General features: G+C 60.4%; 17 protein-coding genes and 5 pseudogenes. 7 read left to right on the forward strand and 15 right to left on the reverse strand.

From position 1 onward, the window contains the following. Positions 1-141: 141 nt before the first annotated feature. The 5 genes and pseudogenes from NKJ55_RS27620 to NKJ55_RS27640 all read right to left on the reverse strand — a co-directional run bounded on the left by NKJ55_RS27620 (position 142) and on the right by NKJ55_RS27640 (position 5,242). Positions 142-1,749, reverse strand: a complete 1,608-nt coding sequence (locus NKJ55_RS27620; RefSeq protein WP_352452627.1) for a prenyltransferase/squalene oxidase repeat-containing protein — start codon at positions 1,747-1,749, stop codon at positions 142-144. 37 nt (positions 1,750-1,786) lie between these two features. Further along, positions 1,787-1,909 carry a hypothetical protein gene (locus NKJ55_RS27625; protein WP_352452628.1) on the reverse strand — a complete coding sequence of 41 codons (123 nt, stop codon included), beginning with the start codon at positions 1,907-1,909 and terminating at the stop codon, positions 1,787-1,789. 15 nt (positions 1,910-1,924) lie between these two features. Continuing rightward, positions 1,925-3,457 (reverse strand): Fic family protein, encoded by a 1,533-nt coding sequence (locus NKJ55_RS27630; protein WP_352452629.1) that lies wholly within the window; start codon positions 3,455-3,457, stop codon positions 1,925-1,927. A gap of 403 nt (positions 3,458-3,860) precedes the next feature. Beyond that, a pseudogene (locus tag NKJ55_RS27635) lies at positions 3,861-4,070 on the reverse strand (bifunctional hydroxymethylpyrimidine kinase/phosphomethylpyrimidine kinase); the annotation flags it as partial. Between the two features lie 14 nt (positions 4,071-4,084). Beyond that, complete coding sequence (locus NKJ55_RS27640) at positions 4,085-5,242, reverse strand: porin (RefSeq protein WP_352452630.1); 1,158 nt, start codon at positions 5,240-5,242, stop codon at positions 4,085-4,087. A gap of 1,044 nt (positions 5,243-6,286) precedes the next feature. Here NKJ55_RS27640 and hemN point away from each other — a divergent pair. After that, entirely contained in the window at positions 6,287-7,627 is a 1,341-nt protein-coding gene (hemN, locus tag NKJ55_RS27645; protein ID WP_352452631.1) for an oxygen-independent coproporphyrinogen III oxidase, read from the forward strand. A 227-nt stretch (positions 7,628-7,854) separates the two neighbouring features. Here the strand turns inward: hemN and NKJ55_RS27650 are convergent. After that, positions 7,855-8,194 (reverse strand): annotated as a pseudogene (locus NKJ55_RS27650) (PIN domain-containing protein); the annotation flags it as partial. Positions 8,195-8,928: 734 nt separating this feature from the next. On the opposite strand from NKJ55_RS27650, the pseudogene NKJ55_RS27655 reads away from it, so the two are divergent. Together NKJ55_RS27655 and NKJ55_RS27660 are read left to right on the forward strand one after the other, a co-directional pair. After that, positions 8,929-9,201, forward strand: a pseudogene (locus NKJ55_RS27655) (isopentenyl transferase family protein); the annotation flags it as partial. A 92-nt stretch (positions 9,202-9,293) separates the two neighbouring features. Continuing rightward, positions 9,294-9,614: an isopentenyl transferase family protein gene (locus tag NKJ55_RS27660; protein ID WP_352452645.1), complete on the forward strand. Its 321-nt coding sequence runs from the start codon at positions 9,294-9,296 to the stop codon at positions 9,612-9,614. A gap of 166 nt (positions 9,615-9,780) precedes the next feature. On the opposite strand, the gene NKJ55_RS27665 is transcribed toward NKJ55_RS27660, so the two are convergent. Then, complete coding sequence (locus NKJ55_RS27665; RefSeq protein WP_352452632.1) at positions 9,781-10,065, reverse strand: hypothetical protein; 285 nt, start codon at positions 10,063-10,065, stop codon at positions 9,781-9,783. 140 nt (positions 10,066-10,205) lie between these two features. Between NKJ55_RS27665 and NKJ55_RS27670 the strand changes: the two genes are divergently transcribed. Next, complete coding sequence (locus NKJ55_RS27670) at positions 10,206-10,343, forward strand: hypothetical protein (RefSeq protein ID WP_352452633.1); 138 nt, start codon at positions 10,206-10,208, stop codon at positions 10,341-10,343. A gap of 153 nt (positions 10,344-10,496) precedes the next feature. On the opposite strand, the gene NKJ55_RS27675 is transcribed toward NKJ55_RS27670, so the two are convergent. Beyond that, complete coding sequence (locus tag NKJ55_RS27675) at positions 10,497-11,459, reverse strand: NUDIX hydrolase (protein WP_352452634.1); 963 nt, start codon at positions 11,457-11,459, stop codon at positions 10,497-10,499. A gap of 147 nt (positions 11,460-11,606) precedes the next feature. On the opposite strand from NKJ55_RS27675, the pseudogene NKJ55_RS27680 reads away from it, so the two are divergent. Both NKJ55_RS27680 and NKJ55_RS27685 read left to right on the forward strand, forming a co-directional pair. Next, positions 11,607-11,823 (forward strand): annotated as a pseudogene (locus NKJ55_RS27680) (3-methyl-2-oxobutanoate hydroxymethyltransferase); the annotation flags it as partial. A 261-nt stretch (positions 11,824-12,084) separates the two neighbouring features. Continuing rightward, complete coding sequence (locus NKJ55_RS27685; RefSeq protein WP_352452635.1) at positions 12,085-12,702, forward strand: cold-shock protein; 618 nt, start codon at positions 12,085-12,087, stop codon at positions 12,700-12,702. Positions 12,703-12,728: 26 nt separating this feature from the next. On the opposite strand, the pseudogene NKJ55_RS27690 reads toward NKJ55_RS27685, so the two are convergent. The 4 genes and pseudogenes from NKJ55_RS27690 to NKJ55_RS27705 form a co-directional block, all read right to left on the reverse strand. Then, positions 12,729-13,214, reverse strand: a pseudogene (locus NKJ55_RS27690) (ABC transporter transmembrane domain-containing protein); the annotation flags it as partial. A gap of 32 nt (positions 13,215-13,246) precedes the next feature. Next, entirely contained in the window at positions 13,247-14,902 is a 1,656-nt protein-coding gene (locus NKJ55_RS27695; RefSeq protein WP_352452636.1) for an MFS transporter, read from the reverse strand. Between the two features lie 167 nt (positions 14,903-15,069). Further along, complete coding sequence (locus NKJ55_RS27700) at positions 15,070-15,576, reverse strand: hypothetical protein (RefSeq protein WP_352452637.1); 507 nt, start codon at positions 15,574-15,576, stop codon at positions 15,070-15,072. 913 nt (positions 15,577-16,489) lie between these two features. Next, entirely contained in the window at positions 16,490-17,572 is a 1,083-nt protein-coding gene (locus NKJ55_RS27705) for an HPP family protein (protein WP_352452638.1), read from the reverse strand. 258 nt (positions 17,573-17,830) lie between these two features. On the opposite strand from NKJ55_RS27705, the gene NKJ55_RS27710 reads away from it, so the two are divergent. After that, complete coding sequence (locus NKJ55_RS27710) at positions 17,831-18,232, forward strand: hypothetical protein (protein ID WP_352452639.1); 402 nt, start codon at positions 17,831-17,833, stop codon at positions 18,230-18,232. Between the two features lie 62 nt (positions 18,233-18,294). On the opposite strand, the gene NKJ55_RS27715 is transcribed toward NKJ55_RS27710, so the two are convergent. From NKJ55_RS27715 to groEL, 3 genes are all read right to left on the reverse strand, one after another. Continuing rightward, positions 18,295-18,450, reverse strand: coding sequence for a hypothetical protein (locus NKJ55_RS27715; RefSeq protein WP_352452640.1), 156 nt, complete (start codon positions 18,448-18,450; stop codon positions 18,295-18,297). Positions 18,451-18,548: 98 nt separating this feature from the next. Continuing rightward, positions 18,549-18,716, reverse strand: coding sequence for a hypothetical protein (locus NKJ55_RS27720; protein WP_352452641.1), 168 nt, complete (start codon positions 18,714-18,716; stop codon positions 18,549-18,551). A 285-nt stretch (positions 18,717-19,001) separates the two neighbouring features. Next, positions 19,002-19,900: chaperonin GroEL (gene groEL / locus NKJ55_RS27725; protein WP_352452642.1), on the reverse strand; the 899-nt coding region annotated here is incomplete at its 5' end.

Raw genomic sequence — 19,900 nt, forward strand, 5'->3', positions numbered from 1 at the left:
TAACGTCCGGTCATCAGCACATCCGGGGCCATGTCGCCGGGGCATCGCTGCCCCCATATTCTTCCGCGGCCTTGCGGAATAACCGCCATAACATCCTTTGGAATATCGCTTCTTTTCATCATCCCTCTCAATCACGTACATTCACTGCAACAGGTTCAAGTCGAGCAGCGACCGGGCATACTTTTCAATAAAGCGCCGGGCATGCTTCATCCCGTCTCTGAGTTCCGCTTCGCTAATTTCGTGAGCGCGATGGATGATCCCGTCACGCCGCCCGACCAACGCACTCAGATTGTCGCGGTGGGACAGCCGTTGCGGCGCGTGCAGCACCCCGATCCGTTGCAACGCAGCCTGCAGAGCGCCGAGCGCTTCCCGGGGGCCGAGCGTCTCAGTGCCGTTTTCGCGGAAGGCTGACAGCGCCAAATCTTCCCGCCGCTCAAACAGCCCATAAAGGAACATTTCCACAGCATGCACGGTCGCTATTGCAGCAAGCCGCCGATTATTGGCGCCGCCTTCCAGCTGCAGCTCTTCTGGCTTGCGGAAGAAGTCGCGCGCCATCAGGAGAAAGCCATCGACCTGCGGCAGCATCTCGTTTTGGCGCGCAAGATATTCAAGCACCAAGGCCGCGACAAAATCCTCTGCCCACGGCTCTGTCTGCCAGCCTCCCAGCACGGTCTGACCGGAGACCAGCCAGGCATCTCCAGCCGCCAGCACGTGGGGCACGTGATCGACAAAATCAGACCGGCGAATAGCCTCCATCGCGAGTGTCGTGGCGATGACCTCGGGATCGTCGTCGCCCGCGTCGCGCGGAAGCGCGCCCGTGTCAGGAATAACTTGTGTGATCAGCCATGACACGGCTTTCCGAATTGCGTCGTGGTAGCGGTCATCGCCAAGCCGCTGAAGGGCGACTGTCGCAAGGGCCGTGGCGCGCAGGCCGGGCCGGGGAACCCCTTCTCTAGTTTCATTCCAGTAGCCCCCACCCTCCTGGCGGCCCACGAGGCGATCAGTCAGGACCGCAATTTCCCGGCGCAGATCGCCGATAAGTTTCGGGCTTCGCGAACAGCGCCAGAGTGCGTAGCCGATATCTTCAACCGGGGCGGCGGCTTCTCCCTCGCCAGTGCCGAGCGCGATCATATGCGTTGCGCATTCGGCCAGCGCGCCGTCAAGGGGCCCCGCTTCCGTCGCGCTGCCGTAAAGGTCCAGGAACCACGCCAGCGAATAAGACCAGTCGGCAGGCAAGTCCTCCCCATTGTGATCCCTTGCGACGACGGCCACGACGGCGTTGCGGCCTTCGGGCGTGCGGGGCTCTATCCCAAGGATCGGGTATAATTCGGGTGTCGGCTGCTGAAGGATACGCGCCGGCACGAGCGGCAGTGCTTTCTCCAGCGAGGGAGGAAAATCCTCCAGTTCTTCGGCCAGTTCGGCAGCTTCTCTCCTTCGTCCCTCGCGGCGCGCTTCTACATATTCTGCCGCAACCACAGCAACGGTGCGCTGCGCCCGTTCAGCGGTGCTGGTGGCAATCAGCTCGGCCGGAATGTCACCATCCTTGATCGCCCAGTGCGTACGGTGCTGTTCGAACTGTTGAATGCCCAGCCGGTCCGCAATTCTCAACACCGCTGACCGGTCCAGAAAGGCATGTTTCGGATCGGGCTCGAAGGTGAAGGCCAGTTCGTGTCCGCGCCGAACGACATTGCGTATGCGGCTGTGCCGGACCACGCGCGCGTGCGGGCCTCCCGCCCCGACTTCGTACATCAAAAGCGCCGGGATTTCCTCCAGCCGGCGCAATGTTTCAGGGCGCGAGGTCGATAGCCTCGGCCTCGGCGCCGCTAGATTCCTTGAACCGGTCAATGGTTGTCGTGAACGGCGGCGTTTCCCACCACTCGCCGTGGCCCGAGACAAGCAAGTTAAACATGGCACACCACCGACCTCACGCCGCCTTCTCCATAGACCACTTCACCCGTTCGGCGAGAAAGGCGGCGAACGTTTTCACATTCATATTGCCGCTCGCCTCCTCCAGCCCTGCGAGGTAGGCCTTCCGGTCATCGACTCTGACGACTGTCCAGAGGTAACCGCCTGAAGCCAGCATCGCGTTCATGAGGAACCGCGCCATTCGTCCGTTGCCGTCCGGATAGGGGTGCACATAGCCCACAAGCCAATGCCCCAGCACGGCACGCACGGAGGCCTCCTTCTCCGCCTCCAGCAGATCGAACAGCTCATTCATACCATCGGCCACCGCTTCGGTACGCGGCGGCACGTGCTGCGAGCCGCGCAGGTACACAGGGTGATTGCGATATCCCGCAAGCGCGCCGGCTTTGAGGATGCCGGCGGTCACTGACGGCGCGAACAGCTCCCGGTACCACTCCCGGTGAGTGTCCCGCGTCAACGCGCCGGCTGGCTTGCCGTTGATGATCGCGGCAACAGAGTCTTTGACCTTCTGGAATGCGAGGTAGTAGCCACGCGCGGCAAGCGCATCTCGGTTCTTGCGGTCCTCTTCATCAATCTCCGGATTCCAGCTCCCCTCGCGCACCCGGTCGATGAGTTCCGGGGTGACGCTGTACCCTTCTATCGACAGCGAATGGTAGGCGTCGCTTTCGTAGATATCCTCGACGAACTTCATATAGGCGTCTTTGTCGGACGGCAGTCCGGGTGCCTTCGGGAATATCTCGATGATGGCTTCGCGCTGCGATTGCCAGATCGCGCGCAGGCGGGCGACCAACGGCGGTACGCCCGCCGCAATAGTTGTCACTCCAATTTGTCCCGCGAACGGATCGGATTCGCGCACGTCATAGCCGGCGGCTTTGAAGGCGGCCACGATTTCATCGGCAAAGGAGTCGCGTCCTACGCGACGGAAGGCCCCCGCAAGCCGTCCCGCCACGGCGGAATGGCCGCCATCAAGCAGCAGGGCCAGAACGGTTGATACGTCGCGCACCGACGCCATGGCGATCTGCATCTCGATAGGGGCGCGCTGGAAGAACGCTTCCGGCACCCGGGTAAGGGCGGCCTCGACAGTGAACACGCGCTGGCCGTTTTTCTCTGTCAGTTCGGCCGGCATCTCCTTGACCTTGAGGTCATAGAGCGAAGTGCCGAACAGCAGGTCGATTTTGTTATTCGTGCCTTTGGGGGCGTTCACCACCACCTGAGGCGGAATAGTGGGCGCTTCCGCGTGCAGAAGCAGCGACTGCTCCGGTGAGAGGAACCAGTCCTTGCCGAACCGGTCATTGCAGTAAAGGGAGCAGAACTCCCAGAAGCTCGCGTACCAAGGGGTGGTGTCTTGCTGCCGTGCCTGCGGGCCGGTCGACATGAGCCAGCCTTTGATAACATCGCGCAGGAACCCGTTCTGCAGCAGCCGCTCCCGGTGGACGCGGGTCAGCTCATCTGATTTGAATATGCGCCGCCCACCCTCCTGCAGCTCTTTGAGGACGGCCAGTGATACAGCGAGCTTTTCATGGGGCTTGGCCATGGCCGTGCCTTTGCAACTTTTTTAGAGCTGTGCGATTACAAGTATATAGCGCTGATAGGCGACAAGTCAATGATGCTGTGGAGTTGCAAGTTTTTTAAGCCGTGCGATAACAAGTTTTTTATGCGATAATCGGCAAATGCGATCGTTTCCATAGCCGCGCGAAGGATCGTTACCCGGATGGGCCGAGACCCAGCTCCCCCGCAGGCTACGCAGGGGCTCGGGGCGAGCCTGGAGCCTGGCCCTCCGAAGCGCTTCGAAGGAGGACGCGCCTCTTTGAAAAACTCGCCCGTTGTGCATCGTGGGTACCCGTAAACGCGAATTCTCAAAGGAAAGACGCTCCTTACCTCTCCCTCCCGCCACGATCATCACGGCCGCGCCCGCGCTCACTACGCCGCGACGCCCGCGAGATCGCTGCACGCATCTGATCGGCCACCAGACCGGGTTGCAGATGAAGGATGTCCGTGACGCTGTCGTGTGTTTGCACCGTCACCGCAGTGACGGCAAGGCAGCTGCGCACGCCCATGGAGGAGAGCGTCTCGATATCGCGCGCGATTCCGGCACCCCCACTGGAGTCCGATCCGCCGACGACAAGTACATGCGATGCCTGCCTCAGCTCCCTTTCATCCGTTAGAATGAGCGTTCGAAACGCAGGATTCCGCCGACACTGCTCTTCTTGTTGGCGTGGGTCCAGTTCACGTTGGAAGCGTCCACCTTGCCGACGGCGAAGTTGCCGTAGCGGCCATAGTCGAGTTCCGCCGTAACTGTGAAATCTGGAAGAAACGCATAGGCGACGTTTGCAGCGACACTATGGTTCTTGAGCTGATCACCGGAGAGCTGAAGGTTGAACGAAGTTGTCTCGTTGAGCTTGTAAGTGGCGCCAGCCCAGAAAGCCCAGTTCCCGCCCCAACTCTTATAGAAGCCGCGACCATGAGCGTCGATGGCGTTCGTGGAGTCGTCGTTGAGCTTGCCGTTGGAACCGTAGCCGAGCATTCCGAACAGCAACAGTTCGTTGGTGACATTGATGTCGACACGGACCTTGGCGGCCACCGATTCGTAGTTGCTATCATAAGCGGCAACGCCGGTGATCGCGCCCCAGCCATGTGTGTATTTCAAGCCGCCGACTACGTGCGGTGCGTAGCTGTCGATTGTGCCGACCACGCCCGAGCCTTCTTCGAGCGAAACCACGGCCGAAAAGCCGTTCCCGGCGTCGAAGTAGTACTGAACCACATTGGTATCGAAAGCGCCGTACGGAACCGGCGTCTGGTTGAGTACGTCACCCGCGCCGCCAATAAACATGTCGAAGGCCGACCAGTCCTTACCAACTCGGAGGCCACCAAGCTGAATCCAGGCAAAAGTCAAGGTGCTGTCTCCGTTGAAGGCATAGGACCGAGAACTGTCCGAAACCGAAGTGTGGCGGTTGCCGAAGTTCATGCGGGTTTCGGTGTAGGTCTTCAACGTGCCGAGTTCGGTCTCCTGGCCGGTCCAAGTTTTCAATGTGAAGCGCGTGTTGTTTTGCCATGTGCCCTGATGCTCACCAGTCCTCACATCCGAGGTTCTGGCGTGATCAACCAATCCGACATGGCCCAAGCCGACGTCGTAACGGACATAGCCGCCGATGCGCACGCAGGTCTCAGTGCCTGAAATGTAGACGTAGCCCGAGCCGTAGACGTCGCAGACTTTAACGTACTCAGTCGGGTCAGGCTCGGCAACGGCGGTCACGGCGCGAGCGTCGGAAACGGCAATCAGTGCCGCAGTTGAGCCGAGGAGGAGGCTCCTAATGTTCATTGTTGATCTCCGTTCAAAGAGTAAAAGGAATGGACGTCAGTGATGAACTCTTGCTAAGGAAACAGTCGATAACGATGCGCATTGAGTTGAATTTGAGCAGTTTTGGTGCGCTCGTCACGCCAGATATTCATCAGAAATTGAGAATATGATTGGGTGTTATTGTTACAAATATGCGATTGTTATTACAAATATAATAATCGCCGAAACGACGCCATCCAACATTTCTGTACAAATCATCCCCGTCATCTCCGCTAGTTGTGGGCGGCCGTCACAAAGGCTTCTACTGCAAATGACGTGCCATCCTGACGACGCAGCTGCGGCTTGAAGCTCAAGTGTGCCGGCGGACCTTGGTTCGCTCTTCCTTCCTTTTTGCCTTGCGGATCAACCCAAGCACGACGGCAAACGTTTCGGCTACGGTTCGTCTGTTCGCTTCGCGACAGTTTCGTTCAATGGCGACAGCTTTGTTTGCTGTGAGCCCCGACGTTGAGACATCATGCGGCGGCACCGCTCGGTACCACGCCGTCATTTTGGCGAGCGCGATGATCGGTAATCACGCGCTGAACGCGCAGCCTTGCCTCCACCACGGAGTCAGTAGGCGCGCCGGCCTTGGCATTGCGGCCGACCTGACGGTCGCGTCGAGCAGCCTCTCGTCCTGATAGACGGCGCGCCACAGCTAATGCTTCTTGCCAGCAATTCACACAACGAGCTCATCGAGATGCCAGAGATCACTATGGGGCTGCGCTAGCTGGCGAGCAAAGTCTGGTCCCAACGCCGTGTTATCTCGTTGGATGCGGCAGCCGCGCTCAGCAGAATCTACTCGACCAGGCGCAGGCTGAAGGGAAGGGATGGTGGAACCAAACGGTGCGCGTGAGGGTCGCGGCGGGAACAGCCATGGCCAGTCGCTGACCGTCCAGCCAAGACTGAACGGCCGCTATTGCTGAGAAATACAAGTTTCGAGACCAAAGCGGAACGGACTGACATAGCGCAAAGACACAGGCGAGCGCAGCGGTAAGGTTGGTGGTTATCAGCATGGGACGGTAACTGTTGCAGACCACAAAATATCGCGAGGCCGGCCTGCCTTGGTACACTATCTATCCGACTGTGTCGGAGTTCTCTGGGGCGGTCGGCGCCGAGGCTTATGAGGAATGGCTCAGGAACCTGCCGGCTGACGATCCGGTGTCGCTCTATTTCCACGTTCCGTTCTGCCGATCAGCTTGCTGGTATTGTGGCTTCCCCACCACCATCACCCGCCATGATGCGCCGATCCTCAACTATCTGGCCGCCCTGCGTGACGAGATCCGTTTGGTCTCGGAGCGAGCGCCGCAGACGCTGCCCGTGAGCGACATGCATTTCGGCGGCGGAACGCCGTCTCTCATAGGACCAGCCGAGTTCCTGGCTCTGATGGAGTTCCTGCGACGCCGCTTCGCTCTCACGAAAACAGCTACGGTTGCCGTCGAGATTGATCCGCGCACGTTCACGGCCGAGATGGCCGAGGCCTTAGGAGCAGCCGGCGTGAACCGTGTGAGTCTCGGCGTGCAGAGCTTCGATCCCATTGTTCAAAAAGCAATCAACCGGGTTCAGAGTGAGGCGCAGACGTCGGCTGCCGTGGAAATGCTGCGCCGGCATGGAGTAAGCCGCATCAACTTCGACCTCATCTTCGGTCTCCCGCATCAAACGGTGCAGTCCTGCGTCGAGACCGCGAGGGCGGCGGTCGCAATGCGCCCCGACCGGCTTGCGGTGTTCGGCTATGCGCACATCCCGTCGCTTGTAAAGAATCAGCGCCTCATCGAGGAGGCAGTTCTTCCGGGCAGCGCTGCCCGCGCCGAACAGTATGCGGCCGTGGCCGCGACGCTGATTGCCGCCGGCTACCGCGAGATCGGGCTCGACCATTTCGCCTTGCCGGACGACGAGCTCGCGCTGGCACAGAAAACGGGTCGCCTGCGGCGTAACTCGCTGGGCTACTCGGCCACCACCTGCAGAACCCTGATCGGTTTCGGCGCGTCGGCTATCGGCCGCGTCGGCGAGGGGTACGTCCAAAACGAAGTTACACGGGATTCCTACATCCAGCACATCGCAGCTGGCCGTCTGGCGACGTCAAAGGGCTATCGCCTCACCGACGACGACCGCGTGCGAGCCGCAATTATCGAGCGACTAATGTGCGATCTCGAGGCCGATGTGCAGGCAATCTGTGCCGCCCACGGATCTGATCCGATCCGTCTTCTCGATTCAGCTGAACGCTTGGCGATGCTGGCCGAGGACGGGATAGTGGACTTCGAAAACGGTTTTGTCCGCGTACGGCGGGAGCATCGCTTTGTAATTCGCGCTGTCGCTGCCGCGTTCGATGCTTTTCTCGATCGGGATGGCCGTAAGCATAGCCACAGGTGAGGGCAAGCATCCAACCGGAAGCTAAACTCGACGCCCTTGGCCGAGGCCTGTCATGAAGCGCGCGTCAAGGATGCGAAAAGCAGAGCTGATCCGCCTATTTCATCTCATCTTCAATGACATCGACCTCGTGGCTGCCACCGAGGCGTTTCCATATTGATCGTGGTAGGTGCGGGACATCTGGGTGTTTCGCCGTCAGCGCATGAATATCCCCGCCATGTGGTGGGTCAGGAAATCGCGGTGGCTGCAATCAGCCCGTCCATCGATGACAGACCGCGGCCACGCCGCTTCGCGAGGCCCGTCAGGTCGCCCCAGGCCAGGGCAACCAGTTCGTCCACGGGCAGGACTCTCGGCTCGAAGCGCTGCGGCAGGTCCCGGGCGAGCCATCCGGCCAGTGCGTCACGTTTCCGACCTTTGTCTATGAGGGCAGCGCCGCGCCGGATCTCGGCGATCGACACAACCTGATAAATGAGCGGTCTTCATCGAGCCCGTCATCCATTCCAGCACGCGCGCGTCAGGGCTCGGCCTCGTCACCTCGGAGAGGCTATTAGTGTCGAGCAAGAGCCTCACAATGGCAGACCATGCGGTTCATCGCGTAGCCGCTCGATGTCCAGTTCGGCGTTGCGCAGCGGCGATGCGCAGCGAGTGCCCAGAAAACAGCAGCCAGCTGCCCTTCCGGGGAATCGGAGCGGACGCCACGCAAAAAGCGCCAAATCCTTCCGCCGGCGGTCTGTGTGTTTGGGCGCTGGCGGCTTTGGTGTACTCCTGTGCCGTTTCGACGAGGCTTCCAGCCGGACCGGCAGGGGAGGAGGCTTTGGCGGCGCGGCCGGCACACGGCCCACCTCGAGGACGAGATCGACGATGTCGGGCAGATCCTCGGTCGCCTCACAAATCGGTGAGGTCGTCGGGACACCGTCTTCCACTTTTGTTGATCAGCCGCCTTCCTGGCCATGTTCCGAGACAATAAGGCGCCCGTGCGCCGCCGCCTCGATTAACCCAAGACGCGCAAGGATCTTTTGCCGGAGACAACGAGGTCACCATCCTGCGGTGCCGCGTTGCGTCACAGTCGGCATGAGATGTGCAAAGTGGACCGTCGTCAAACGTCAAACAGAGGCGTTGGTGACTGGACTGAACGACCAGAACGGGCTGCTTGCGCCCTTTCGGACTTCACAAAGTTCGAAAATGGCGTCGTTTCAGGGCATAATCGCCGCTTGTCAAAATGTTTGCGACAAGTCCGGTGAAAGCCTACCGAGTATCTTGTGCTTGGGGGGGCGGTTAGTTCCGATAAACTAAGCGGCATACACATGCTAATCTATTTGATTTACGGGCCGACCTGCAGCGGCAAAACAGACGCGGCAATCCAAATTGCACGAGAGACCGGATGGCCGGTCATTGCGCTGGATCGTGTACAATGCTGTCCTCAAATCGCCACCGGCAGCGGGCGTCCCTCGGATTCCGAACTGCAATCTACCCAGCGGATCTACTTGGATTCGCGCCCGCTAACCGCGGGCATAATCGACGCCGAGACCGCCCATCGTAAGCTGATAATGCAAGTGGATGAGCGTAGTTCCCAGCCGGGGCTCATCCTCGAAGGCGGTTCGATCTCCCTTCTCAATTTAATGGCGCGAAGTCAGCATTGGGATGGCGCTTTTCGGTGGCATGTAAGGCGGTGCGGCTCGGCAACTCGGACGCCTTTCTGGAGAGAGCCAAGCGTCGGGTCACAGACATGTTTGTCACAAGAGAAGGACAACCTTCGTTGCTGCAGGAACTTGCGGATCAGTGGAAGGAAGATGCAGTCCGTCCCACTTTGGAAGACGTTGACGGATATCGTTGCGCCATTCGTTTTGCGAGAGAGCACAGCTTGGCAATCAGCGAAATGCCGTGCCTTCGCAAAGAGCTCCAACAAGATCTTGTAGAGGCGATTGCGAGAGAATATCTCGAATATGCGCGTTGGCAAGAACGCGACTTTCCAGAATGGCAAACTGAGTGAGCAAGCCTCCCCGGACCTCGCCTGCGGTGCGGGCACGGTAGCTCCTGAGAATTGCGCTAAGTGGTTTGCTGAAGCAAGCTAGTGCCAGGCGACATTAGGTCCGTGTGGCAGCGGAAGGATTGCTTTCGCCACGGTGACTGCGGAGGAGGCGACATGGCTGCACTGCTCATTTCAGGCATGGGACGGAATGTACCGATGACAAAGTGCTGCGCGCTTCGTAACGACCGCTACCGTGGCTGACTCGCGAACTACTATCCGCCAGCCCAGTCTGTGGCGTCGTCTCGGCTTTCATCGCCACCGCCTTCGCCCAGGAAACGCCCGAGGCCGCAAGCGTCGCCGTGGCAGTGCGGCACCCGGCAAGATGGGTGGTCATCGGCCCTATCTGATCGACGGGGAGCACCGTGCTTTCGTCCTGGGCGAGGTTGAGCGAGATGCCAACATGACGCTTCATCAATTGACGGCGGCACTGGCTGAACGTGGTCTCCTGCGAGCGTCGGTCGCTTCCTGCACCGCGAGGGCAAGAGCTTCAAAAAAACCGTTCTGCCGGCCGAGCAGCTCAAGCCAAAGCTGATGCGCGGGTGTGCGCAATGGATGCGCTATCAGACCCGCATTGACCCTACGCGCCTGGTCTCCCTGGATGAAACATGGGTCAAGACCAACATGGCGCCGTTGCGCGGCTGGGGTGTGCGCGGCAAGCGGCTGATGGCCCACGCCGCCTTGGGTCATTGACGGACCCATCAATACGCAGGCCTTTCGCGTCTATGTCGAAACCGAACTCAACAAAACACTGAAGCCGGGCGACCATCGTCATTCTCGACAATCCCGGTTCTCACAAGGGCCAAGCCGTCCGCGACATCGTCAGGGCTGCTGGCGCAAGGCGGGTCAAGCCCGCGAGAGCGGCAATTTTGTTCCGGCTATCACCCTCTCGTCGAGAACGGCGTGACGGAAGCGATAAAGTTGCGCCGGCCGGCCGCCGGTTTCCGCGGTTGTCTCACCGGTCTCCTCGACCAGCTCCTGCTGCTCGATCAGCCGGCGAAAGTTCGGCTTACGCACGAGCCTGCCGGCAAGCGCCTCCACGGTGCGCTGCAGCTGCAAAAGCGTGAAGACCGGCGGCATCAGTTCGAATACGACCGGCCGATATTTGATCTTGGAGCGCAGCCGCGCAATGCCGGTCGCCAGGATGCGACGATGATCGGCGATCATCGATCTGCCCGAGACCCAGGTGGGCGCAGCGGAATGTCCGGCGCGTATTGCTTCCTCCACCAGGGCGGCTTCGTAGAGCAGCTCATAACGTTGAAGCGCGAGTTCCTCGTTCCAATGGCGGTCGTCAAAGCCGAAGGCGATCGCCGCCCGCCGTCGTCGGTCGAGGCGTGTCGTACTGTCGTCAGTGCCATCCGCCCATTCCATCAGGCGCGGCCGCAATTCGTCCAACACGACCGCCGGTGTGCCGGAGCGGTGATCCTCCCACGGGAAATAGTCGTACCAGCTTCCCCAGTGTCGCCCGGCCGGGTCGCCAGCTTCGTCTTGGTGGGTGAGCGCCAGATAGCTGATAGAGACCACGCGGTCGTCAGCGCCAACCCTGTCGCGATCGGCGAAGGTGTAGAGCTGTTCGATATAGCCGAGCGGCTGGCCGGTCTGTTGTTCCACCCATCCCCTGAGGCCCGACTGCAGCGAACGGTGAGCAAGCTCGAACGGGCCCGAGGGCAGGGCGTTTGCCTGCGGGATGGTCAGAACGCAGGGGGCGCTGCTGTCCATGGCGACCACAACGGCGATTAAGTCCGCATTGACGTCGTTGGCCTTGCCTCCAGCTCCGCCTTTCCTAATCCCTTTTGCGCGTTCGTCCATGGTCCCCGAGGTTGTTGAGCAGAGCCCTGCCGCGTAGGCCGCTGAACCGATTGAATTCCGTTTTTGTCTGATAATTGTCGGCGCGTCAACACCACCCGTCGTGGCGATTTTAGCTCTTCGCAGCTGCATAAAAAGTGCCAACGCGACATCCGTGCTTGGGGAAGGAGGCCCATTGAGTGCGCCGATTCAAAGCTCGTCGATCGACATTGCGACGTTGTTCTCGTCGGCGACAGCGCGGCATAGTTCTCCACGGCTTGGCGTCGACGCTGGGCGTGACGCTGGAGATGATGATCATGCACGGTCAGACCTGCGCCGTAGCCTGGAGCCGGCGCAAATGGTCGTCGACCCGCCGTTCGGTTCCTTTTGAAGAAACCCGGAGCAGGCTTTCCGGAATGCCTGATAAAGCCCTTCCAGTGCGCCCGCGCCAGCATCATCGCACTCTCACTCCAACACAACCTATGCGAGTCAGTAAATCGACTCGGCGGCACTATTGTTTCAGGGGAAATGAATCTAGTTTCAAAGGGTTCGGCCGATAGGCCGGGCACAGCTGCGGTCTTCACGGCCTTTTTGACATAAACGCGTCGCCCGATTGAGATTATCTTGACGGTAGCGCAGTGCGCCATCCATGCCAGTCGAGATGATCATGGGCAAATATCGAGACCATCGCGAGCCACGCCGGCATCGCTATGACGATGACCCCGTTTCCTTTTCGGAACGGACTTCCGAGCCAAGCTATTTTCAGCGCCCGCCGACCGTGACGGCAGATCCTGTCGATGCGGAGGTATTGTGGTTCACAGTCAGCAAGGGTTTTGGCTTCGTCAAACTGTCGGACGGCACGGAGGCCTATCTGCACGTGCGAGTGTTAGAGGCGGCCGGAACCCGGGATGTTGCCGCGGGAACGCCTCTCAAGATCACGGTCGAAAAAAGTCCAAAAGGTCATCAAGTCGCGCAGGTGCTGGAGATCGGCGATCTCCGCGCGAAAACTCCGTCACATACGCGCGTCGCTGGAGGGACCTTCGTTGAAACCGGTGCGCAGCTGGAGAGCGGGGGCACGGTCAAGTGGTACAAACCCGAAAAGGGCTTCGGCTTCATTGCTCCTGACAACGGTGAGAAGGACGTCTTCGTTCATGCCAGCGCCCTGACGCGCTCAGGGCTCAGCGTGCTGGTGGCGGGACAGAAGGTGTTTGTCGAATGCGGGCAAGGCAAGAAAGGCTGGGAAGTCCGGAGCATTCGCCTTGCCTAGACGGCGATGCATTGCTCGCCTCGAAGGATGCCGGAGAGCGTCGGGCGGCCGCTCGAGCCCGCGTAGCAGAAACCGACATTGTCGAAGCGCAGCACGCCGTCGGTGACGACGAGATCCCTGGCGCCCGCCGCGTCCTCGATGTCAAGTTCGGCGTCGAGCAACTCGAACAGCCGCGTGCCGCAGGTCGAGGCGCGCGCGAACGAGTTGACCATCAATCCGAGCTAGCGCACGGCATCTGTAGAATGGTCATGAAGGTGAGCAACAGGGCCAGCGTGCCGACGCTGATTTGACCTGCGATCAGTTTCTGGCCACCGAACCAGAGCACCAGGCCCATGGCGGAGAAATTCATGGCGCTGGTGTTGCCGACACGGATGTCAACGCGCTCATTGGCGAGATCAAGGCGCGTCCTGCTTGGCGCGGTCGAACTTTTCCAGCTCGTGCGGCTGCGCGGCGAAGGCACGCACGACACGGATGCCGCCGAGATTCTCATCCATCACCCGGATCTTTAACGATCGCTGATGCCCAGATATGGGAAGGTCAGGCTTCAATGACGGGGAAGGTGAAGGAGTGACTGGTCGGGTTTCCGGGCCGAGCTTGTCGGCCGCTCAATCGAAAGCGTCATTTGAGGCGCTTTCTCTCCCGCGTGTAACTGGAAGACACGCTCGTCCAGTTCCTTGTCTACTTCCGTGAGACGATGATTGAGGCGAAGGTAGTCGGTCCAGGTCGGCGTTCGGAACGTTTCTGTCCACTGCATAGGCTTCTGAAGGTTGCGCTGGAGCGTCCAGTTCCGAGCACCGACGCGGCTGTGTACATGACGCCGCTGCCGCATGAGGTCGAGGAAGGCCTCGACATTTCTCTCGGCTATCAGATATTCGATCTTGACCACGATCGGGCCGCTTCTCGGCTTCAAACTGAGAGCGACAGCTGGGGCGTCGAATTCCTCCAAAGGATCGGGCTCGGACTCGCGGCGCTCGCGAAGAGGAAACAGAACGCCGGCTGCAGCAACGAGCAGCAGGGCCGCAGCGGAACCCTCTAGCGCCCAGGTCAGCGAATGGTTCTGGGAAACGGTGCCCCACACCCAGCTGCCGGCCGCTATGCCGCCGTCTATCAATGCATAGTAGATGGAGATCGTGCGCCCCACGACCCAGCGCGGGCTTGCCAGCTGCACGCTCACGCCAACCCCGGACCAGGCAGTGACCCAGCCTGCGCCGCCCAAAGCAAGTGCAATTGCCGCCACGACGATCGAAGAGGTCAGCGCCAGGGAGAGGGAGCACGCCGCGCAGGCGACGCAGGAGAGCCTCATCAGCTGTTCTTGCGACAAGCTCCGTCTGAACAGGCTGTTGGAGAGGCCGGCGAAGACCGCGCCTGTTCCGAAACCTGCCATGAGCGTGCCATAGGCGAGCGGGCCTCCTCCCAACTGGTCGCGGACAATCAGCGGCAGCAGCGCGAGTATGGCGATGCTCGCCAGGCCAAAGAGGGTTCCGCGTGCGATCGCCGCTTTGATTTCCGATGACATCGCCGTGAAGCGCAGCCCGTCATAGATGGCCCTCCTCATCGACTCGCGCGGAAGAGGCGACGAGCGGACCTTCCACTTGCAGCGCCATATGGTGGCCAAGGGTACCAAATAGGTGAGGGTGGTCACGGTAAAAGCGGCCAAAAGCCCGAAGGAGGCAACCACGATGCCGCCGAGCGCCGGGCCCACGGTCCGTACGGTGTTGAAGCCAACGGAAAGCAGGGTAACGGCAGCGGGAACATCGCGCCGGTCCACCATATCGCCAACCGACGCCTGCCAGGCGGGATCGTTGAGAGCGCCGCCGCATGCGATTAAAAAGCTGAAGCCGAGAATCATCCATGGGTCGACAAAGCCCAGCGCTACAACAGCGGTCAGCATCGCAGATGCTATCACCATAAGGCAGCGGCCGGCGAACATAACCCTGCGACGGCTGAAATTGTCAGCGAGAACCCCGGCGAACACGGACAAAATGAAAGCCGGCAGGTTCGATGAAGCCTGCACCAGCGCAACCATCAGATCGGAAGTCGAGATGGTAGCCATCAGCCAACTGATGGCAACAGTCTGCATCAACCAGCCGAGGCTCGAGACTTGCGTGGCGAGCCAGATCGACCGAAAGGTGGGCTGCAAAAGTGGCGCAAAGGTCGTTGGTGCAGCCAAATCTTCATTTGATCCAGCCACCCTACTCATTTTGCCAACCTTTGCTTTCCGTTATTGCCGTTTCCCATGTAATCTAGGCTGAACCGTGGCGGCTAGAAGAATAGAGAGAAACTGTTTGCCTTGCGGCACAGTTCCTCGTGATTAAGGGTTGCGGCCGAGACGCATGTCCGAGCCGGCTCACCCCGCCTTCGAAGACATCACCTGGGTGGAGCCCGGATTCTTGCTTGTAGTTTGACGCAGCATGCTTCATCAACGCGCACTTTGCCGAGCGATGCCTTTTCGCGAAACGCGACGATGTTCTTTCGTCGGAAACTCTCTCCAACGGCGTTCGATGCTGGGTCTGGCTTGGGGCGAGGTGAGGGCTTGCAGATCTTAGACAGGATTGATTCCTGATAGACGCAGACGGTTGCCGGGCCGCGATCGAAGAGGCGCGCGCCTTGCTGCTTCAGCTTGAACAAAAGTCTCACGCGCTCACACATGCCATCGACGACTTTCTGCTCGATCTGATTAGGCTGACTTTCATTGTTGAATGTTATGGACGCGGCTTTGAACTTTTGGCGCGAACGCTTGCCCGTAGAAGACTGGCAAAGGTCAGACTTTTTGTCGGGGGCGGTGGACTCCGCCAGGGGAGAAATGACACCCAAAGCCTGATGGCTGAAGCGACGGTCGCCCCGCGTTCCGCACAGTGGCGAAGGTAACGGCACGGCTCTTCGGCAAATGGCGCATCCTCATGGTAGCGTCTGGCCGTTCCCTCTGATGCCTCGGCCTCCCACACCTATCCGAACAGGCCCGATCCTGGAGGGTCCTCGAAGCGGGCATGAGGGCGATAGGCCGCGTGGTTGGGGTACCAAGCGTAGGCGCGGTATTGGGCTGGAAATTGGCGATGCGCGACGAAGAAGTCCGAGATCAACTCGTGCAATGGCAATTCCTAACACCGTGGACGTGTTGGAGCAGCCTCATCCTCCTAGTCAGGAACGTCATTAAGGTTATAGGATTGATGCGCGGCGAACCCTCGGAACTCAGGATCATGTTGACATCGCTGTTCGACAGAGCCGACTTGGCGCAAGGAAGCCACATCGTTTCGGAATTGCTTATCGCATGGTCTATCGTCGGCCTAGTCAAACCCTTGGCGCGGCGAGGAAGCGGCGGTCGTCGGCGTGATGCATGAGGGGAGTCGGCCGCGCCTCACCATAGGCGAAATGCAGGAACCAAAGGAAAGGACCACCTGCATGGAATTGCGAACCGCGTCCTCGGCGTCTGAGCCGCGACCCTTGCCAAGGATCATTCAACCCGCGACGTAGAGCTTCAAGCCAGCCTTGGACATGCGAACCGCGCTACCATCGTTGCAGAGGAGCCGTCCACCAGATGGTTCCATTTGTAGTCCGCACGCCTTTAGTCGACATAGCGGACTGGCTCTGGCCACCGGCAAGGTTGAAGAGTGTTCCGTTGTTGCAGTCGTACTTGGCCTACGTGAACCAGATGCCTGAGCACGCGGTCGCGTTTCAGGGTTGATCTACTCGTAAAAAGGAATTGTCTTAGGCGGAAGGCCGCACTTAATACCACTATCCTATTGGCGCCCCATCGGGTTCCCGGATTGAGCAAGTCCGGATCACTATTTTATGCCGCTGCCAGCGTTGTGTCCGCCATGTGCACGCGCGCTGCCGCTGCCAGCAGGTCGGTCTGGGTGATCAGCCCAATAATGCGTCGCTCGGCATCGACGATGACCACGGCATGGCTGCGGCCGTCGGTGAGGACCGGCAGCAGGCTCATCGCCGGCGTATCGGGAGAGGCGGTGCCAGCCTTCGACATCACAGCCCTCACCGCGTCGGTCGCCTTCGTCAGCTCGCGCAGGCCAACTACACCGACCAGCCCGCCGTCGGCGTCGGTCACCGGCAGCGTCCGGATGTTGTGATCGAGCAGCAAATGACGCGCCTGGTCGGCAGGCGCATGTTCATCGACCGAAATCACATCGCGCGACATGATGTCCTCGCACAGCAGGGTGCGGTGGGAGCGCACCATCGCCTGCAACTCGACCTGCCGCAGCAGCCGCTCAAGATCGTTGCGGTCGATATCGAAGGTTTCCTCCAGCGCGCCGAGCGCGGCATCGATATCCTCGGGCTGGAAGCCGACCCGCTCCCGCGCCGGCGGATCGATGGTTCCATGCGCGCTTTTAAGGGCGGGGGCCGCCACATGTGGATAGTTGCGCCGCGACAGTTTATGGATGCCGTAGCCGAGTGCGACCAGCACGATCGAGTTCAGCGCTACCGGAACGAAGGGAAACAGCAAGCCGGAACTGAAGACGGCCGGTCCGCCGAACACCGCAGTTAAGGCGGCGGCGCCACCCGGCGGATGCAGGCAGCGCGTAAACGACATGGCGGCGATGGCCAGCGCCACCGCAATGCCGGTAGCAAGAACGGGTTCACGCACGAAATGCGCCACGATCACCCCGACCAGCGCCGAAATCGTATTGCCACCGATAATCGACCAAGGTTGCGCCAGCGGGCTTGAAGGCACGGCAAAGAGCAGCACGGCCGATGCTCCCATTGGAGCAACTAGCAGTGCGACATGTGGGCCAGACCCGTTCGCCAGCGCACTGATCACGCCAGTCAATGCGATGCCGATCATGGCCCCGATGCAGGCGAGCAGCCGCTCGCGCAGCGTTGCACCGGCAAGGATCGGAACAAAGAGACGAAACGCCATGGCATACCCTTGGGCGAGTGGTCGGAACTCCGCGCTCCGCAATGCAGGCAAAGCCACAGATTTGGAAGTTAAGCCAATTCGGAAAGTCGGCTCACGGGGGAATACTTTTGCGCGAAACGGCCATTGCCAAATGGGTGCAGACATTTTGATCGGCTAGAGAAGGCAGACGGCACGCTGATCCGCTCGAGCGCAGCTAGAGGCCAAGGGCTGCCGTGCCGCGGGCAGCCGGAAATGGGGATGGTCGGAGGTCGAGCTGGGATGGACACTAAGGAATTCAGAGGCTTCGAAAAGCGTGCTGACAATGTGGCATGGCAAGACAAATCAGGCCCTTGTCGCTCCACTTCCGAGGCGAACTCCAGCGGAGTACAGCTTCTAGCGGTGCTTGGTCTGCCTGTCCTTGCCACCATCGGATTCGTTGGCGTCATGCTGAAACGTCCACCTGTAGCCGCTGAGAAGACGACTGCCGCCAGTGCCGTCGTGGAACCGCTATATGACGGCGGCTTGGTTACAGAGCCGGCTCGTGTCGATCGGGCGGGGGAGCCTGATGTGACGTACATGGTCCAGAAAGTGGCCAATGAAGGTGCTGGCATCGTCAACGTGATCAGGTCACGTAATAGCGGTAATACAACCGCGACCACGAGCCTCTCAGGCGTTCGATGAGGCGGGAAAATCCGATCACCAGACCAAACGCGTTTCCGCCACACTGCCACACACGAAACCGATCAGGTCACGTTCCAGGCTCGCCAGAAGATTGGAGCCAAGGCCACCTCGGCTGAACTCTGCCATGCCGCGGCCGCCACCTCTTCCAGCCGCGGTAGAAAACGTGGGTCAGCAGCGCCGGCATGGGCGAGCAACTCCCAAATCGCGAGCAGCGCCATCGACACCGCAAGCGGCCGCATATGTCGGCCGATGAAGCGGAAGGCCGGCGGTGCGATGGAAGCGCCGTGCGACAGCCTATCCCGACCTGCAATCGTGATCAGGCTGATCGTGGGGTCTCCGGACGCCAGCGTTGCAGATAGTTTTCGGCAATCGTGAGCAGGCCGTGGATCACCAATTCGGTCAGGCCGACCACGATCATGGCCGAAAGAACGAGTTCAAATTGAAAGAGCTGACGACCATAGGCCATCAGGTAATCGGAGCCCATCGAACGATGCGATGAGTTCTACCGCAACCAGGGTCTGCCAGCCGTTGGCAAGGCCTTCTCGCAGCCCTGTAAAGATCCACGGCACGGCGGAAGGCAGCACGAGTTTCGACCAGCGGCTGAACGAAAGGACACGGCCAGACCCCGTCTCACGACGACGCCGTTGCGCTTCGCTGCCATCAGGCTGGGTAGAGGACTTGCACGTCTAAAGCTGTCGATCATGCTCGGCACACAAAAAAGGGCGGCATTGCTGCCGCCCTTTCCGCTGTAGGTTGATAGAGGGCTGGATTAGAAATCCATACCGCCCATGCCGCCCATGCCACCGCCGGGCATACCAGCCGGCATGCCGCCGCCAACCGACTCCTTCTTCGGAGCCTCCGCGATCATGGCTTCGGTGGTGACCAGCAGGCCGGCGACCGAGGCCGCGTCCTGCAGAGCCGTGCGCACAACCTTGACCGGATCGACGATACCCATGGCGATCATGTCGCCATATTCGCCGGTCTGGGCGTTGTAACCGAAGGTCGCGCCCTTGTTCTCAAGGATCTTGCCGGCAACGATCGATGCTTCCGCACCGGCGTTGGCCGCGATCTGGCGGGCCGGAGCCTGCAGCGCGCGACGCACGATGGCGATGCCGGCGGTCTGGTCGGAGTTGGCGCCAGTGACGGTGATGGCCAGCGAAGCGCGCAGCAGGGCGACGCCGCCGCCGGGAACGATGCCTTCTTCGACGGCCGCGCGGGTCGCGTTGAGGGCGTCATCGACGCGGTCCTTCTTTTCCTTGACTTCGATCTCGGTCGCACCGCCGACGCGGATGACGGCAACGCCGCCCGCCAGCTTGGCGAGACGTTCCTGCAGCTTCTCCTTGTCGTAGTCCGAGGTGGTCTCTTCGATCTGCTGCTTGATCTGGGCGACGCGGCCCTGGATCTCTTCCTTCTTGCCGGCGCCGTCAACGATGGTGGTGTTCTCCTTGGAGATCGACACCTTCTTGGCGCGGCCGAGCATGTTGAGGCCGACATTCTCGAGCTTGATGCCGAGGTCTTCGGAAATGACCTGGCCACCGGTGAGGATGGCGATGTCTTCCAGCATGGCCTTACGGCGATCACCAAAGCCCGGCGCCTTGACGGCGGCGATTTTCAGGCCACCGCGCAGCTTGTTGACGACCAGCGTGGCCAGGGCCTCGCCTTCGACAT

The sequence above is a fragment of the Mesorhizobium sp. M0106 genome (assembly GCF_040322715.1).
Classification (GTDB): domain Bacteria; phylum Pseudomonadota; class Alphaproteobacteria; order Rhizobiales; family Rhizobiaceae; genus Mesorhizobium.

Excerpts from the sequence above, each read along its gene's own strand:
- NKJ55_RS27620 (WP_352452627.1), bottom strand. The coding sequence starts at position 1,749 with ATGTACGAAGTCGGGGCGGGAGGCCCGCACGCGCGCGTGGTCCGGCAC.
- NKJ55_RS27625 (WP_352452628.1), bottom strand. The coding sequence starts at position 1,909 with ATGTTTAACTTGCTTGTCTCGGGCCACGGCGAGTGGTGGGAAACGCCG.
- NKJ55_RS27630 (WP_352452629.1), bottom strand. The coding sequence starts at position 3,457 with ATGGCCAAGCCCCATGAAAAGCTCGCTGTATCACTGGCCGTCCTCAAA.
- NKJ55_RS27640 (WP_352452630.1), bottom strand. The coding sequence starts at position 5,242 with ATGAACATTAGGAGCCTCCTCCTCGGCTCAACTGCGGCACTGATTGCC.
- NKJ55_RS27665 (WP_352452632.1), bottom strand. The coding sequence starts at position 10,065 with ATGAAGCGTCATGTTGGCATCTCGCTCAACCTCGCCCAGGACGAAAGC.
- NKJ55_RS27670 (WP_352452633.1), top strand. The coding sequence starts at position 10,206 with ATGCGCTATCAGACCCGCATTGACCCTACGCGCCTGGTCTCCCTGGAT.
- NKJ55_RS27675 (WP_352452634.1), bottom strand. The coding sequence starts at position 11,459 with ATGGACGAACGCGCAAAAGGGATTAGGAAAGGCGGAGCTGGAGGCAAG.
- NKJ55_RS27685 (WP_352452635.1), top strand. The coding sequence starts at position 12,085 with ATGCCAGTCGAGATGATCATGGGCAAATATCGAGACCATCGCGAGCCA.
- NKJ55_RS27695 (WP_352452636.1), bottom strand. The coding sequence starts at position 14,902 with ATGAGTAGGGTGGCTGGATCAAATGAAGATTTGGCTGCACCAACGACC.
- NKJ55_RS27705 (WP_352452638.1), bottom strand. The coding sequence starts at position 17,572 with ATGGCGTTTCGTCTCTTTGTTCCGATCCTTGCCGGTGCAACGCTGCGC.
- NKJ55_RS27710 (WP_352452639.1), top strand. The coding sequence starts at position 17,831 with ATGGACACTAAGGAATTCAGAGGCTTCGAAAAGCGTGCTGACAATGTG.
- NKJ55_RS27715 (WP_352452640.1), bottom strand. The coding sequence starts at position 18,450 with ATGGCGCTGCTCGCGATTTGGGAGTTGCTCGCCCATGCCGGCGCTGCT.
- NKJ55_RS27720 (WP_352452641.1), bottom strand. The coding sequence starts at position 18,716 with ATGGGCTCCGATTACCTGATGGCCTATGGTCGTCAGCTCTTTCAATTT.